The organism is Corynebacterium callunae (assembly GCF_046592015.1).
In the GTDB taxonomy this organism is placed as follows: Bacteria; Actinomycetota; Actinomycetes; order Mycobacteriales; family Mycobacteriaceae; genus Corynebacterium; species Corynebacterium callunae_A.
Genome location: NZ_JAWVOB010000005.1, coordinates 187,205 through 202,737 on the forward strand (window position 1 = coordinate 187,205; position 15,533 = coordinate 202,737).

The 15,533-nt window shown below is 54.8% G+C and carries 18 protein-coding genes; all 18 read right to left on the reverse strand.

Features of this window, described 5'->3' with window-relative positions; genetic code table 11:
- Positions 1-2: 2 nt before the first annotated feature.
- The 18 genes from SFC07_RS07680 to SFC07_RS07765 all read right to left on the reverse strand — a co-directional run bounded on the left by SFC07_RS07680 (position 3) and on the right by SFC07_RS07765 (position 15,467).
- Complete coding sequence (locus SFC07_RS07680) at positions 3-791, reverse strand: ABC transporter permease (RefSeq protein ID WP_411207639.1); 789 nt, start codon at positions 789-791, stop codon at positions 3-5.
- 57 nt (positions 792-848) lie between these two features.
- Positions 849-2,012, reverse strand: coding sequence for an LLM class flavin-dependent oxidoreductase (locus SFC07_RS07685; protein WP_411207640.1), 1,164 nt, complete (start codon positions 2,010-2,012; stop codon positions 849-851).
- A gap of 184 nt (positions 2,013-2,196) precedes the next feature.
- Positions 2,197-3,114 carry a tetratricopeptide repeat protein gene (locus SFC07_RS07690; protein ID WP_411207641.1) on the reverse strand — a complete coding sequence of 306 codons (918 nt, stop codon included), beginning with the start codon at positions 3,112-3,114 and terminating at the stop codon, positions 2,197-2,199.
- Between the two features lie 45 nt (positions 3,115-3,159).
- Positions 3,160-3,468 (reverse strand): MTH1187 family thiamine-binding protein, encoded by a 309-nt coding sequence (locus SFC07_RS07695; protein WP_411207642.1) that lies wholly within the window; start codon positions 3,466-3,468, stop codon positions 3,160-3,162.
- An 18-nt stretch (positions 3,469-3,486) separates the two neighbouring features.
- Complete coding sequence (locus SFC07_RS07700) at positions 3,487-3,774, reverse strand: hypothetical protein (protein ID WP_411207643.1); 288 nt, start codon at positions 3,772-3,774, stop codon at positions 3,487-3,489.
- Between the two features lie 8 nt (positions 3,775-3,782).
- Complete coding sequence (nucS, locus tag SFC07_RS07705; protein ID WP_411207644.1) at positions 3,783-4,475, reverse strand: endonuclease NucS; 693 nt, start codon at positions 4,473-4,475, stop codon at positions 3,783-3,785.
- 26 nt (positions 4,476-4,501) lie between these two features.
- Positions 4,502-4,978, reverse strand: a complete 477-nt coding sequence (locus SFC07_RS07710) for a DUF2550 domain-containing protein (RefSeq protein ID WP_411207645.1) — start codon at positions 4,976-4,978, stop codon at positions 4,502-4,504.
- A 246-nt stretch (positions 4,979-5,224) separates the two neighbouring features.
- A complete protein-coding gene (locus SFC07_RS07715; RefSeq protein WP_411207646.1) occupies positions 5,225-5,599 on the reverse strand; it encodes a F0F1 ATP synthase subunit epsilon in 375 nt (124 codons plus the stop codon).
- 11 nt (positions 5,600-5,610) lie between these two features.
- Entirely contained in the window at positions 5,611-7,062 is a 1,452-nt protein-coding gene (gene atpD, locus SFC07_RS07720) for a F0F1 ATP synthase subunit beta (RefSeq protein ID WP_411207647.1), read from the reverse strand.
- Between the two features lie 3 nt (positions 7,063-7,065).
- Positions 7,066-8,043, reverse strand: a complete 978-nt coding sequence (locus tag SFC07_RS07725) for a F0F1 ATP synthase subunit gamma (RefSeq protein WP_411207648.1) — start codon at positions 8,041-8,043, stop codon at positions 7,066-7,068.
- Positions 8,044-8,100: 57 nt separating this feature from the next.
- The gene (gene atpA / locus SFC07_RS07730; RefSeq protein ID WP_411207679.1) at positions 8,101-9,744 is read right to left on the reverse strand and encodes a F0F1 ATP synthase subunit alpha; all 1,644 of its coding nucleotides are present in this window, start codon (positions 9,742-9,744) and stop codon (positions 8,101-8,103) included.
- A gap of 60 nt (positions 9,745-9,804) precedes the next feature.
- Positions 9,805-10,620: a F0F1 ATP synthase subunit delta gene (locus tag SFC07_RS07735; protein WP_411207649.1), complete on the reverse strand. Its 816-nt coding sequence runs from the start codon at positions 10,618-10,620 to the stop codon at positions 9,805-9,807.
- 5 nt (positions 10,621-10,625) lie between these two features.
- Complete coding sequence (locus SFC07_RS07740) at positions 10,626-11,198, reverse strand: F0F1 ATP synthase subunit B (RefSeq protein WP_411207650.1); 573 nt, start codon at positions 11,196-11,198, stop codon at positions 10,626-10,628.
- Positions 11,199-11,228: 30 nt separating this feature from the next.
- Positions 11,229-11,471, reverse strand: a complete 243-nt coding sequence (locus SFC07_RS07745; RefSeq protein WP_003854855.1) for an ATP synthase F0 subunit C — start codon at positions 11,469-11,471, stop codon at positions 11,229-11,231.
- Positions 11,472-11,607: 136 nt separating this feature from the next.
- Positions 11,608-12,420 (reverse strand): F0F1 ATP synthase subunit A, encoded by an 813-nt coding sequence (gene atpB, locus SFC07_RS07750; RefSeq protein WP_411207651.1) that lies wholly within the window; start codon positions 12,418-12,420, stop codon positions 11,608-11,610.
- A 637-nt stretch (positions 12,421-13,057) separates the two neighbouring features.
- Complete coding sequence (locus tag SFC07_RS07755) at positions 13,058-13,465, reverse strand: hypothetical protein (RefSeq protein ID WP_411207680.1); 408 nt, start codon at positions 13,463-13,465, stop codon at positions 13,058-13,060.
- Positions 13,466-13,647: 182 nt separating this feature from the next.
- Entirely contained in the window at positions 13,648-14,814 is a 1,167-nt protein-coding gene (locus tag SFC07_RS07760; protein WP_411207652.1) for an MraY family glycosyltransferase, read from the reverse strand.
- A 2-nt stretch (positions 14,815-14,816) separates the two neighbouring features.
- Complete coding sequence (locus SFC07_RS07765) at positions 14,817-15,467, reverse strand: L-threonylcarbamoyladenylate synthase (RefSeq protein WP_411207654.1); 651 nt, start codon at positions 15,465-15,467, stop codon at positions 14,817-14,819.
- Between the last annotated feature and the right edge of the window lie 66 nt (positions 15,468-15,533).

Genomic DNA, 15,533 nt, shown 5'->3' on the forward strand with positions numbered 1-15,533 from the left:
TTCTACTTTGCGGAATCGGTGGTGCGGTAACGGAAGGTGTGGCGTTCCCAAGCACGAATGAGTGCTTCTGAAAGGAGGCCGAGGGTGGCATAAACAATCAGGCCGAAGATGACGAGGTCGGTGCGGTAGAAATCACGGGCGTTGTTAATCAGGAAGCCCAGTCCTTCGCGAGCATTAACCTGTTCAGCAACAATCAGGGAGAGCCACGCTGCAGCACTTGCCTGACGCAGACCTACAAAAAGCTGCGGGGCGGCGGAAGGAATAACGATATTGCGCAGATTTTGGCGGACACTAAAGCCCATAACCTGGCCAGCTTCTAGCAGCTTGGGATCAATTTGGCGGAATCCGCTGGCAGTGTTGAGGTACAGCGGGAACAGCACACCGAGGCTAATAATGAGCACCTTGGGTAGTTCGCCAATGCCGAACCAGATAATAAAGAGCGGGACCAAACCCAGGTGCGGCAGTGCGCGCGCGGCCTGCAGCAGTGGGTCGATGGCGGTATCGGCCAGGCGTGACATTCCGGTAAGCACGCCGAGACTAATTCCGACAATCGCGCCAATCAAAAATCCGATGATGACGCGCTGCCCAGACACCAGCAAAGCGTCGACAAGCTTGCCGTTAGCCAGCACCTCCCAGCCTGCGCCGGCAATGGTGACCGGCGCGGGCAGGACGCGCTCGGAGATCAGCCCGAGCATCGAACCCAGCTGCCACAGCACCAGCAGTACCAGCGGCGAAATTAGGCGGGTGGGCACGGCCACTTTAGGCCGAGGGCGAGTTGCGAGTGCAGTCATGAGAGGTCCTTTAAAGATGCTTGTCGACGCGAGCTTGGCGGGGGTAATTCGCCGCGGTTAGTCCACCGCGGCCAGCGCGCGGGCGGGTGTTTGCTGTGGGGCTGGGTGGTTTTTAACTGCTACGCCACGGCGCAACAGTTCTGGGATAACGCCTTCACCGAAGTAGAAGGCCTCTTCCAAGTTGGGGTATCCGGAGAGCACGAAGTTGTCTAGGCCAAGTGCTGCATATTCTTGGATGCGATCGGCAACCTCGCTATGTGAACCAACAAGTGCGGTACCAGCGCCACCGCGCAGTAGACCCACACCAGCCCAGACATTGGGATAAACCTCAAGATCACGCGCTGCGGTGCGAGCGTTAAAGATCTGGCCCTTGCCGTGCAGCTCAGCCATGCGACGCTGTCCCTCTGAAGCGGAGCTTGCAAAACCAGCCTGTGCCTTTGCTACCTGCTCTGGAGTGACATGGGCGATGAGCTTTTCAGCCACATCCCATGCTTCCTCAGCGGTGTCGCGGCTAATCACATGGAAGCGGATGCCGTGGGACACGGTGCGATTGTGCTTTTCAGCAAGGCCGTTAATCCAGTTGATCTTCTCCCCTACCTGCACTGGCAATTCACCCCAGGTGAGGTAGGTATCTGCAAATTGGGAGGCAACCGTGCCGGCTGCTGCGGAGGAGCCACCGAACAACACTGGTGGGATGACCTCTGGAGGATTAACCAGATGTGCATTCTCTACCTGCAGGTGTTTGCCCTTAAAGTTAACGGTCTCGCCGCGCCACAGGTTGGTGACGATGTCCAAGAACTCGCCACAGCGCTCATAACGTTCTTCCTTATTGAGGAAGTCTCCATAAGCGCGCTGTTCCGCATCCTCACCGCCGGTGACCACGTTAATGAGCAGGCGGTTATTGGATAGACGCTGGAAGGTGGATGCCATCTGAGCGGAGAGGGTTGGTCCGATTTGACCGGGACGCAAAGCGACCAAGAACTTCAGCTTATCGGTGGCGTCAATGAGGGAAGCATCGGTGATCCAGGCATCCTCGCACCAAGTGCCGGTGGGAGTAAGCACAGATTCAAAACCATTGGTCTCTGCTGCCAAGGCCATTTGCTTGAGGTAAATATGGCTTAAAGGACGGGAGGTGCCAGTTTTTTCAGCACCGTGGCCGCCGCCGATAATGCCGCGGGAATCGCCGGAAGTGGATAGGAACCAGTGGAATGTCAACGTCATGACACAATATAAACAGACTACATAGTCTACTAGTAAGAGTTTCAACCAAGCTGGAAAAAAGTATCTCTAGCAGTTACTCTCACCTATCATTGGGGATATATAGACAAATCTGTCTATATTAGTCAAGGTGAAAAATAAACCGCCCTGTACGGAAAACGTGCAGGGCGGTCTAGTGTGCTGAGAGTTAGAACAGGGCGCTGGCCATCTGTCCACGTGCAGTCAGCACGCGAGGATCAGTGGCCTCAAACATGCCAAAGAGCTCGAGTAGACGGTCTTTAACCGCTGCTTTTTCATCGCCAGCAGTAGCCATCAATAACGCAATTAGGCGGTCAAAGGCCTTTTCTGGTGCGCCATTAACCACGGCAGTATCGGCGGCGGCAAAAGCCTTTTCCACTGAGGTGGGATCAGCATCTGCAGCGGCGATCACCTCCTCTCCCGGAGCCACAGTGCTCAAACGCGCCAAGAGCTTTGCCGTATCACGTGCCTGCTTGGCATCGGCGTTCTTGGGCTCTTCTGCCAAAATGGCATCATAAACTGCGATAGCTTCCTCAAATGCACCGCGATTAAGTGCATCGGTGGCAGCCTCAAAACGTGGATCCTCTGGCTCTTCCGCTGGAGCATCCACATCGGTGTCCGGCAATCCCTCTAATTGTGGGCCTACCGCTTGAGTAATGGAGCTCACCCACTCTGCGAGTGCCTCAGCTGGTTGTCCGCCCTGAAAGTCAGCCAAGGGGCGGCCTGCAGCAATAGCAATAACGGTGGGCAGCCCTTGAATTCCAAAGACCTGCGCTACATCGGCATCAGTATCGGCATTAACATAGCCAAAAATAAACTTCCGGCCAGAGTTGGCAGCAAGGGCTGTGAAATCCGCCTTGAGCTGCTCAGAATCAGGGCTACGCGGAGTGCCGATCAACACAACAACTGGGACCTGGGTGGAGCGTCGTAAGACCTCATTTTCCAGATTGTCCATGGTGACATCAATAGCGGTGGCAATGCCACCGGTAGCAGGGCCTTGTTCATGCGCTTTTTGACGCGCCTCGGCACGAGCTTTTACTTCACCTAGATCAATAGCGCCACTAACAAAACGATGTGGTGTAGTCACCTTAAAATCACGCTTTCTACTTCATTGCGGTTAATGTCCACAATCCTAGTGATCGGCAGCTAGACGTTCCTCCACTGCCTGAACTTTCCGGGTGAGCTGTCCGGTGTGGCCGGGGCGAATATCTGCCTTAATTACCAAGGAGGTACGCGGTGCCACCTTGGAAACAGCCTCAGTGGCCTCTTTAATGACGGCAAAAACCTCATCCCACTCCCCTTCAATGAGGGTGAACATGGCATTGGTTTCATTGGGAAGGCCGGAGGCCCGAACCACGCGGATTGCTTCAGTGACAGCATCAGCCATCTCTGCATCGGGATTATCAGTAACTGCGGGGGCAACAGAAAAGGCAACAATCATAGCTGCCACCCTACCCCTTTAGCGACGATCCCAGCACGGTTTATGCCAATGCCGGCGATCATCTTCGCGCCCACCAGTTTCCTTAGGCCACGCCACGATATGCGCTACTCCCGGTGGAATATTCTGGTTGCAACCAGGACAGATATAGAACTTTTTTGCCGCTGCCGAACCAATTTGGCGCACCAAATAAGGCTCGTCAAAAGACCAACTTGGCCCCTCTTGGGTTTGGGTCCCCCAATAGGCTGCTCCATCTGGAGGCAGACTATGTGAGGGCTGAATATTTGTGCGCTTATTTCGACGTGGCATGAGGGTCTCTAGAAAAGCGTGAGCTCATTAGATTCGATGCCGCGCAGGGCCTGATAGTCCAGGGTGACGCACTTAATGCCACGATCTTCCGCCAAGGTCTTAGCCTGTGGCTTAATCTCCTGGGCCGCAAAGATACCCATGACAGGCTTGAGTAGCTCATCGCGGTTGAGCAATTCCAAATAACGGCTCAACTGCTCAACACCATCAATGCCACCACGGCGCTTGATTTCCACGGCAACAGTTTGACCATCGGCATTGCGACACAAAATATCCACTGGTCCAATAGCTGTGGGATACTCACGGCGGATTAGAGTGTAGCCCTCGCCAAGGGTGGTGATATGTTCAGCCAGGAGCTGCTGGAGGTGATCCTCTACGCCGTCTTTTACGAGGCCGGGATCGGTGCCGAGCTCAAAATTCTGCTCAGAGTGAATCTGCTCCACGGTGATGCGAAGCTGTTCTCCCTTTTTGTTTTCCACCACCCATAGAAGCTCTCCGGTGGCCTCGCCGTCTACGTCCATAATGGGAGTTTCTATAAGGCTGCACGGCGGTGTCATCCAGTTAAGAGGCTTATATGCACGGTCATCGGCATGGATGGATACAGATCCATCTGCTTTAACCATTAAAAGGCGATCGGCCACGGGAAGGTGAGCTTCCAGGCGGCCGACATAATCAACTGAACAACGGGCGATCACAAGACGCATGCACCCACCATAACAAGGTTGGGAGATTATTTACCCTTTTGGGTGCCCTTGTTGCCAAAGCGGAAGCGCTGGAAATCCTCAGCGCTAACGGAATGTTCGGAGCGAGCATCAGGAGCAGCTTCCAGCCAGGCGGTAAAAGCCATCTCCCCATGTGCGTCGAGAGCTAGCTCAATTTCCTCATTTTTGGACTTGATATGAATAACTCTTGAGCCTTCAAACATAAAAACCGCCTCTTCGGCAGTAGGCTCCCTGCGATCAAGGAGAGATACCGAAAGGCGGTTGAAAATGAGGTCAGCCATAGGAGAAAGAGAACGCAGCTTAAAGTACTCAAGATCATTGGCATTATAGCGCAAAGTGCCATGGCGCCAGCCGTGTACACCGGTTTGCGGCAAATGGCGCAAAATGACAGTGGTGCCACGGGAACGCAGGGTGAAAAAGCGCCAACCTGCCAGCACAACAGCGAGAACCGCGATGATCACCAAGGCCCAGGTAATAAATTCCACGGTGTCTTAAGTCCTCCCTGTCGAAAGAAAAACGATTTCTCACGATCCTACCCACAATGTTTCAGAGAGCGAAAATTGTCACAACGGGGGTGAAAGTTATCAAGGTTCAGTAATTGTCTGCTCACCTCCCTACCCCCTTGCGGGGTGGTGTGGGAAGGCTGGTGGGAGGCGTCGAGAAGCGCTTAAAAATGGAAAATCGCCCTAGTAGAAAAAATCTACTAGGGCGATTAACAGCTAAACGGAGGTTTAGAGACCTTCGTTGCTGCGGCGGACCGCGCGCAGCCCAGCCTCGGCATGTGCCTTGACTAGCTCGTCGTCCGAATTAAGGTCTGCCTCGGCGGATGCGGTATCAACCTCATTCGCCCAGACGGCGAAGTCCGCGAGGATCGTCACCTTTGCCTTGGATACGGAGAGGAATCCACCCGATACGCCAGCGACAAGCTTGTCACCATTGATCGGCTGGATGGTCACAACACCATTCTCGACCAATTGGCCGAGAAGTGGCTCGTGATCGGGCAGCACGCCGATCTCACCTTCGGTGGTCTGAGCAGTCACAATGCTGGCCTGACCCGACCAGAGCATGCGCTCCACAGACACCAGTTCAACGGTGATTTCAGCCATGTGTCTCTACCTTACTTTCCGGTCAGCTTCTTGTACGCAGCTTCGACGTCGTCCAAACCACCGAGGCCGTTGAAGGCCTGCTCTGGGTAGTGGTCGAAATCGCCGTTGCAGATGCGCTCGAAAGCGTCGATGGTGTCGGTCAGTGGCACATAAGAACCTGGAAGACCGGTGAACTTTTCTGCAACGAAGAAGTTCTGGCCGAGGAAGCGCTCGATACGACGGGCGCGAGCAACGGTGATCTTGTCCTCTTCAGACAGTTCGTCCATACCGAGGATGGCGATGATGTCCTGGAGTTCCTTGTTCTTCTGCAGAATGCCGATGACACGCTGAGAAACCTCGTAGTGACGCTCGCCCACAATGGAAGGCTCGAGAATACGAGAGGTAGAGGTCAGCGGGTTCACTGCAGGGTAAATACCCTTGGAAGCAATGGAGCGGTCAAGCTCGGTGGTTGCATCCAAGTGAGCGAAGGTGGTCGCTGGTGCTGGGTCGGTGTAGTCGTCGGCAGGAACGTAAACGGCCTGCAGAGAGGTAATAGAACGACCCTTGGTGGAGGTAATACGCTCCTGGAGCACACCCATTTCATCAGCCAAGGTTGGCTGGTAACCCACGGCGGAAGGCATACGACCCAGAAGGGTGGAAACCTCAGAACCTGCCTGGGTGAAACGGAAGATGTTGTCGATGAACAACAGCACGTCCTGGTTCTGAACATCGCGGAAGTACTCAGCCATGGTCAGGCCGGACAGTGCCACGCGCATACGGACTCCTGGTGGCTCATCCATCTGGCCGAAGACCAGTGCGGTGTCCTGCAAAACGCCCATCTCTTCCATTTCGAGGAAGAGGTCGGTGCCTTCACGGGTACGCTCACCAACGCCTGCGAATACGGAAGTACCGGAGAATTCGCGAGCGATACGGGTGATCATTTCCTGGATAAGAACGGTCTTACCCACACCTGCACCACCGAAGAGACCAATCTTGCCGCCCTTAACGTAAGGGGTCAAAAGGTCAATAACCTTGATGCCGGTTTCCAGGATCTCGGTCTTACCCTCGAGCTGATCGAATGATGGTGGCTCGCGGTGGATGCCCCAACGCTCGATGTCTGGGTTGGTGTTGAGGGAAACATCGTCCAGGCAATCGCCCAGAGCGTTGAATACGTGACCCTTAACAACATCGCCGACTGGAACGGAGATTGGCTTACCGGTATCGGTTACGGCAGCACCGCGGACAAGTCCGTCGGTAGGAGCCATAGCGATGGTACGGATGAGGTTGTCGCCGAGGTGCTGTGCAACCTCGAGAACGACGGTCTTCTTGACTGATTCGAGGGTGACCTCGACAGTCAGTGCGTTGTACAGTGCTGGCAGCTCGCCGCGGGGGAACTCCACGTCGACGACCGCGCCAATGACACGCACGACACGGCCGGCAGTAGCTGCCTGCTGTGCGTTCTGCTCTTCAAGAGCTGTAGTCATAATCTAGTCACTTTCTCCGCTGTCGGCGAGCGCACCAGCGCCACCGACAATCTCTGTGATTTCCTGGGTGATCTGTGCCTGACGTGCCTGGTTGGCCACACGGGACAGGTCCTTGACCAATGCCGTTGCGTTATCAGTAGCAGATTTCATCGCGTTTCGACGTGAAGCGGACTCTGCAGCTGCGGCCTCCAAGAAGATGGAGAACAGCCGACGCGAGATGTACTGCGGAAGCAGTGCCTCAAGCAAAGTGTCAGCATCCGGTTCGAAGTCGTAGTCTGGCTCGACATCGCCGGAGGAGGACAACAGATCCTCGCCTTTTTCGAAAATTTTGTCTTCAATAACTGGCTCGATTGGCAGCAGCTGGTGCACTACTGGATTCTGAGTCAGCATTGAGACGAACTCGGTGTAGACCACGTGAACCTGGTCGAAGCCCTGGATATCCTGGCCTTCTGCCACGTTCAAGCCCTCGCGCCATGCGGCCTTGCCATCAGAGGTGGCAGTAAAGCCATCAATGAGGTGTCGGCGCACGTTGTGGGTAGCGTTCCAGTCTGGATCCTGTGAGAATCCAGTCCAGGCGCCCGCAACGGCATCTTCGCGGAACTTGTAGTAGTCCACACCCTTTTTTCCGGTGACATAGCGAACCACGTCGTAGCCGCGCTCAGCGAGGAGCTTTTCCAGCTCCGCAGCCTTCTTCAGCACGTTGTGGTTGTAGCCGCCGGCCATGCCGCGGTCAGAGGTGACCACTAGCACGGCGGCTCGTTTGCCGCCTTCACGCTCACGCAGCATGGGGTGATCGAGGGAGCTTGCTGACGCGAGACGCTCCAGCACACGCTGGATTTCCTCGGCGTACGGTGCAGCTGCCGCGACGCGACCCTGTGCCTTGGTGATGCGAGAGGTGGCGATGAGCTCCTGAGCCTTGGTGATCTTCTTGGTTGAGTTAACCGAACGAATTCGGTCACGCAATTCACGAATTGTTGCCATGGTTCACACGCCTCCCTTCAGTTGCTTGGACAGTCATAGAGTGTAGGCTCGCTGCCTTTACTTCTTGCTGACCTTGCGGGAAACGGAAAGCTGGTTCTTCTGAACCTGGCTTGCGTCAAGTGCCTCTACCTCAGGCTCATTGATAACTGGGGTGCCATCAGTGGTCTGGAAAGAGCCCTTGAAGTCCTCAGTTGCCTTGAGCAGAGATTCCTTGGACTCATCAGACAGCTGAGCGCCGCCTGCGATCTGCTCATAAACCTGAGCAGCGTTGGATCCGAGGTACTCGTGCAGTTCGGTTTCGAAACGACGCACGTCTTCGACGGGGACGTTGTCGAATGCGCCTTCGCCAGCGAGCCACAGAGAAATGATCTGGTACTCAACGGACTGAGGAGCGTTCTCAGCCTGGATCAGCAGCTGAACGAGGCGCTGGCCACGCTCGAGCTGTGCCTTGGAGGCAGCGTCCAGGTCAGATGCGAAGGTAGCGAAAGCTTCCAGATCGCGGTAAGCAGCCAAGTCCAGACGGAGTGAACCGGCAACCTTCTTCATGCCCTTGGTCTGAGCTGCGCCACCGACACGGGAGACGGAAACACCGACGTTAATAGCCGGGCGAACGCCACGGTTGAACAGATCGGACTCAAGGAATACCTGACCGTCGGTAATGGAAATTACGTTGGTAGGAATGAAGGCGGAAACGTCATTTGCCTTGGTCTCAATGATTGGCAGTGCAGTAATGGAACCTGCGCCTAGATCATCAGACAGCTTTGCAGCGCGCTCCAGCAGACGGGAGTGCAGGTAGAAGACGTCACCTGGGTATGCTTCGCGGCCTGGTGGGCGACGCAGCAAGAGGGAGATGGCACGGTATGCCTCTGCCTGCTTGGTGAGATCATCGTAGATAACCAGGACGTGGTTGCCCTGATACATCCAGTGCTGTGCGAGAGCAGCGCCAGCGAATGGTGCAAGCCACTTAAAGCCAGCAGCATCGGAGGCAGGAGCAGCCACAATGGTGGTGTACTCAAGAGCGCCCTGCTCTTCAAGGGTCTTACGCAGGGCTGCAATGGTGGAGCCCTTTTGGCCGATTGCGACGTAGATGCAGCGAACCTGCTTGGTCTTGTCGCCGGTCTCCCAGTTAGCCTTCTGGTTAAGGATGGTGTCGATGCAGACTGCGGTCTTACCGGTCTTACGGTCACCAATGATCAGCTGGCGCTGACCACGGCCGATCGGAGTCATTGCGTCGATAGCCTTGATACCGGTAGCCATAGGCTCTTCGACAGGCTGACGCTGCAGCACGGTTGGTGCCTGCAGCTCGAGGACGCGGTCCTCTTCAGCTACGATTTCGCCCAAACCATCGATTGGCTTGCCCAGAGGGTCGATTACGCGACCGAGGAAGTTATCACCGACGGGGATAGACAGTACGTCTCCCGTACGGCGAACCTGGTCGCCTTGTTTGATTAGCTCGTAGTTACCCAGGATTACGACGCCGATGGAATCGGTGTCGAGGTTCTGTGCGACGCCGATGACGCCGCCCGGGAATTCGAGGAGCTCATTCGCCATTACAGACGGAAGGCCCGAAACCTGGGCAATACCGTCAGCGGCCGAAATAACCACGCCGACCTCCTCACGGGAGGCCTCCGCGGAGTAGCTCGAGGTGTAGTTCGCAATCGCGCTACGGATCTCATCGGAGGAGATCGTCAGCTCCGCCATGTTCTTCCTGCTCTCGGTTGTTTCTTCCAGCATTACTAAATTTGTCAATTCGTCGTGTCTTTAAGCGAAGGTTGCACGAAGGCGCTCGAGCTTACCCGAGGTGCTTCCGTCAATTACTTCGTCTCCGACGCGGATGATCATTCCACCGAGGAGGCTGGTATCAACCTCGGAGTGGATGCTCATCGCACGACCATAAATACGTCCCAGCTTTTCGGCTAATGCCTGCTGCTGTCCCTCATGCAGTTCAACCGCAGAGACAACATATGCCACGGAGCGACCTTGTAGCTCAGCTACGTTGGCTGCCAAAGCGGCGATGTCATCAATTGGGTTGTGCTCGGGGCGACCAATAACCTGCAGTGCCAATGCCTCGGTAACAGCAGTTACCTTGCCATAGAGCACCTTAGCTAGCAGTTCGCGGCGAGTTGCAGCTTCCTGAGTGCGATCGGAAAGCAACTGAGTGAGCTTGCCTTCGCGATCCAAGATGCGGCTTAGTCGGAACAGTTCGTCTTCAACCTGGCCGAGGAGACCCTGCTGCTCAGCTGAGCGAAGCAGGGCACGACGGCCAAGTCGGACGAGTCCAGCACGGAACTCGCGTGGGGTGGACCAAGTCTGCTCAGCGGCGTCCTTGAGGACCTCGAGAACAGATGGGCTCACCTTTCCACCGAACACGGCCTCAATGAGGCCGACGCGGCTTTGCACGTCCTTGGAGGAATCAGCCACAGCCACACGCAGAGCGCGGTCGCCGTCAAGAATCTCAACGACGTCGAACAGCTCGTTTCCAGCCTGGGCGGCTACTGCCACGGTGTTATCTGCTGCAAGAGCAGTGTCCAAATCGGACGATACCTTTGCCAGTGCCTCACGGCTCGCTGCGTGCATGTCGCCTACTTTCCGGTTGGTGCCACAGAGTCGAGGTCTGCAAGGAAGCGATCAATCGTGCCAGAGCGCTTTACGTTATCGGAGAGCTGATCTCCAAGAAGGTGCTCGGCAAGGTTGATAGAGTTCTGGCCCATTTCGCGGCGCAGTTCGCTAACGACCTGCTCGCGCTGTGCCAGAAGCTGCTTCGTTCCGGACTCGATGATGCGGTTGCTCTCTTCGTTGGCCTTTTCCTTCAGTTCTGCCTCGATCTGCTTGCCGCGCTCGCGCGCCTGCTCACGGATCTCTGCAGCCTCGGTACGGGCCTCAGCGAGCTGTGCGTTGTACTTTTCAAGGGCAGCCTTCGCCTCGGCCTGTGCGGCCTCGGCACGCTGAATGCCTCCCTTGATCCGGTCCTCACGCTCGGTCAGGACCTCCTGGAACTTCGGAAGAACAAACTTCCAGAAGACAAACAGGATGATCAAAAACGGGATGAGGGACCAGACGATGTCATAAGCCTTAGGCAGCAGAATTGAGTTGCCACTTTCCCAAGGAAGGGACTCTGCGTTTGCATGCGCAAGGTAGTAAATGGGATTCGCCATGGTTTACCAGCTTTCGGTTAAGTTAGCTGATTAGAACAGGAAGCCAGCAACGAGGCCGATCAGTGCCAGGGCCTCAACGAAGGCGATGCCCAGGAACATGGTGGTACGGAGCTGTCCGGCCATCTCAGGCTGGCGTGCCATGCCCTCGAGTGCCTTACCAACCAAGATGCCGATGCCGAGGCCTGGGCCGATGGTTGCGATGCCGTAGCCGACAGCGCCAAGGCCGGTGATGGTGGACTCGGTTGCGTCCTGAGCCAGGATGATCTCGTTCATGAGGTGTCGTTCCCTTTCTGGTGCCCGAATGTCGGGCGTGAAGTGTTTAGTGGGGTTATTCAGTTGACCGTGTGGTCCGCTCGGCTGTGCACTCCCCTATATGAAGGCAGTGCCTAGTCGACCTTTATTTGTTCATCTAGTGAGAATCCGCATGCAGTGAAAGCTCAATGTAGACAGCAACCAGCAGAGCGAAGATATATGCCTGCAGGAAGATGACGATGAGCTCGTACAAGGTGAAGAGGACTGCCAGGATGATAGTAACGCCAGACATTGCAGTCCAACCGTTCATCTGCCAGAAGAAGAAGTTCGTGGCGGAGTACAGCAGGACCAGAATCAAGTGGCCGGCAAGGAAGTTAGCCATCAAACGAAGCGCCAGAGTAACTGGCCTCAAGATGAAAGTAGAGAAGAACTCAATTGGGACAACCAGCACGTGAAGTGCAGGTGGAATGTTCGGAATCACTACAGATGACTTCACGTATTTAGCAAAACCATAACGCTTAGAACCCGCGTAGATGAAGGCAATGTAGCCTGCAACAGCCATGACGATTGGGAAACCAATACGTGCATTTGGCGAGATATTAAGGCCAGGAATGATGGTCGTGAGGTTCATCAAGAGGGCAGCAAAGAAGATGGTGGCGATAATCGGTAGGAACCGACGGCCTTCCTTCTTTCCAAGGATGTCCTCGGCGATGTGAATACGAACAAAATCGAGCGCATACTCTGCAAAATTCTGGACACCATGCGGAATAAGCTTGGGCTTACGCAGGGCCAAAAGGAAGAAGATCACAATGATTGCCGTCATAAGCAGACGGATCAACATGATGCGATCAAGTGCGAACCAACCATTGGCGAAATCGGTGAACAACATGTCCACGACGCCGCCATCTTCGGTTACGTGCCCCGGGAAAAATTCGTCGTCCAAATTCGGGCTGTGAAATTCACCCTTCATGGACAGTGTTGTAACGCTCAGCGTTCTCTCCCGTGTTCGGGCCGTGCACTCTTTTTATGCACGGTGCGATGGACGTCTGAAAAACTCGCTGTAATCGCCACGGACTCCGTCGCACATCAGCGCAACGATCACAGGGGACGTGCTCCGCAAAACCCCCTGCGGCTTAGTGTCTGCTGCCTTGGGAGGTTTATCGGTTCAACCCGCGTTATAGATTAACAGGTGTTTTTAGCTTTTATCCAAGCGGGGCGGGGGCAAAACCTTCTTCCCACTACTTAGTTCGAAGAAATAGCGTGTGAGCGGGAAGGATAAGTAGGTGTTAGGTGTGTCACAAAGCCCGATTTGCGGGTAAACGGGGGTAGCTGATATGGCCAATCGCGAATTAGTTAAGCAGATTTTTGCCAGCAATTCATGGGCTAAAACCTAAAATCTACCTGCCCTTTTCTCAGCGGTCATCTGGAAAAGGGTACTTTGTTATGCAGTTTTAATCTCTTTCACTTTGACCCTGTGGTAACTGCCACATGAATTAAAAAGCTGCGGTACCCCTACTTCCCTACCCTCTAATGTGGTGTTAGCCAAAAATCCCGGGGGCTTTAAGCACCTAGCGCTTAAAGCCCCCGGGGTTCGTCGAGAAGCATTTTTAGCCCACGTAGGTGACCCTGGAGGTAATTACTCCCCACACCTCAGTAAGGAGAACAACCAAGAGAGCAATCACCACAGTGACAAAAAGGGCCACATTGTCATAGAAGGTCATATCTTTAATGACTGCCAAGACGATGACCAAAATGACGATTTTGAGCAACCAACTTCCCAACACCACGGCTCCGGTGGTGGTGACATTGGAGTTTGCGGTCACCAAAACGCTCAGCGCGGTCAAGAGCACAAAACCACCGCCAACAGCAGCGCCAATGAGCACTCCCCACACCCCAGGCAATCCGCGGGTAGTTCCCCAAATGGCTAGGGAAACAATAGTAAGGACCACCAGCGCGATGGTTCCGAACTTCACTGCTCGCTGCAGTGGCCGGCGATGATCATCATATTGGGAGATCTGAAAAGGTGAATCCGCAGACTCTGGCGTGGGCTGCGCGTTGGAATTCTGAGGCTGTTGGTTAGTCACGTGGAGGAATCCTACCGGGGTTTGGTGAAAAGTCTTAAAAGAATCAGGTCAGCGATTGGAACCAAGCTAAGGAACTAAAGCAAGGGACCAGCACAGGGCGCTAATGCAGCAGGTTAAGGTTCGACTCGGCCTGCATGCCTGGGCATCTGATTCCGACTGCGCCACTCTGGAATCGCGGTGAACACCACCGCGAGCACTAGTCCAATAACGGTGAGTCCGGTGGCCAAAAGCGGAGGCACAATAGAAAAACTTACCGCACCAAAAGCAACCACAGTTACCCACATATAAAGCACGAGGACAACACGACGGTGGGTGTGGCCAATGGCCAGCAGTCGGTGATGCAGGTGCATCTTATCGGGAGCAAATGGGGATTTTCCCCTACCCACCCTTCGAATCACGGCCATAATCAAGTCCAGCAGCGGTATGGCAACGGCAGCCAGCACCACAATGATTGGCGACATCAGCGCAATGATATCCACGGTGCCGTAGAGGCTCATATTGATTTTTCCGGAGGCTGAAGTCGACGCCGCCGCCAATAAAAGACCAATCAACATAGAGCCAGAATCACCCATAAAAATGCGTGAAGGTTCGAAGTTGTGGGGCAAAAATCCGGCACAAATTCCCACCAAAGCCGCGGCAATAATAGCGGGAGGATAGGCCGATACAGCACCATTTTGGTCAAAAAGAATAGTGAGGGAAAAAACTAAAATTGCAGCGCCTGCAATCATGCCCACGCCAGCAGAAAGGCCATCAAGTCCATCGACGAAGTTGAGGGCGTTAATGAGCGCGACGGTAAACACTGTTGTCAATATTGTGGACTGGACTTGGTCAATAAGGAGCGTGGTTCCGCCGCCAAAGGGGATATATAAAATTGTCCAGGTCAAGCCCAATAAGCTCATGGCAACAGCGCCAACTATTTGGCCTATCAGCTTGGTTAAAGCATCCAGATCAAAAAGATCATCTAGGGCGCCCACCACCACAATGACAAAGCCTGCCCAAATGACAGCATTCATCTCTGGAGTGATGGGCATAAAGCCTCTTGTCAAGGCTGGAAGCTGGTCCGCAAGGAATACCGCACCCAAAAATCCACTAAACATAGCCACTCCGCCGAGACGGGGTTTGGGCATGACGTGGACATCCCTATCGCGGATCTCATTGAGGCGGCCACTTTTGACCATGAGCATCCTGATAATTCCGGTGCTTAGGTAGGTAATCGCCGCTGCGACCAGGATTACTAGTCCTAGTTCACGCAGCGGAATTCCCGCAAAACCGACTCCCATATTTAGCGCAAGCTCTCTGCCGTCACTCCTAGAACTTCGCCGACGCGCTCAGCGCTGATTGCTCCTTCGCGCAGAATCTTGGGGTGATCGCCGGAGATATCAACAATGGTGGATGGCTTGCCGATGGCGCACTCGCCACCGTCAAGGTAAACCGCAACATTTTGGTTGAGCTGCTGGCGCGCCTCGGTAACAGTGCTTGGAGGGGTCTGGCCAGAAATATTGGCAGAAGATACTGCCATGGGGCCGGTCTGACGCAGCAATTCAATAGCTACCGGGTGCAAAGGCATACGCAGCATCACGGTGCCGCGGGTATCGCCTAGGTTCCAGGGCAGGCTTGGAGCCTGAGGCACGATGATGGAAAGTCCGCCAGGCCAGAAGGCTTCTACCAGAGCCTTGGCCTGTGCAGAGTAGGACTGCACCAAACCTTGGATGGTATCCCAGCTGCCAACGAGCACTGGAACGGGCATATCTGGGCCGCGGTGTTTGGTGGCCAAGAGGTTTGCCACTGCCTGATTATTGAAGGCATCGGCACCCAAGCCATAAAGGGTATCGGTAGGAAGGACTACCAGCTGGCCAGCTTTAACAGCTTCAACTGCTGCTTTGAGTCCGGCAGCCCGAGCTTCTGGCTCTGCGCAATCATAAATTCTGCTCACGGTTTTCTCCTCAACTAAAAATCAACTATAAAAAAATAGGCAAATTCCACAGCCTATGCCCACGCA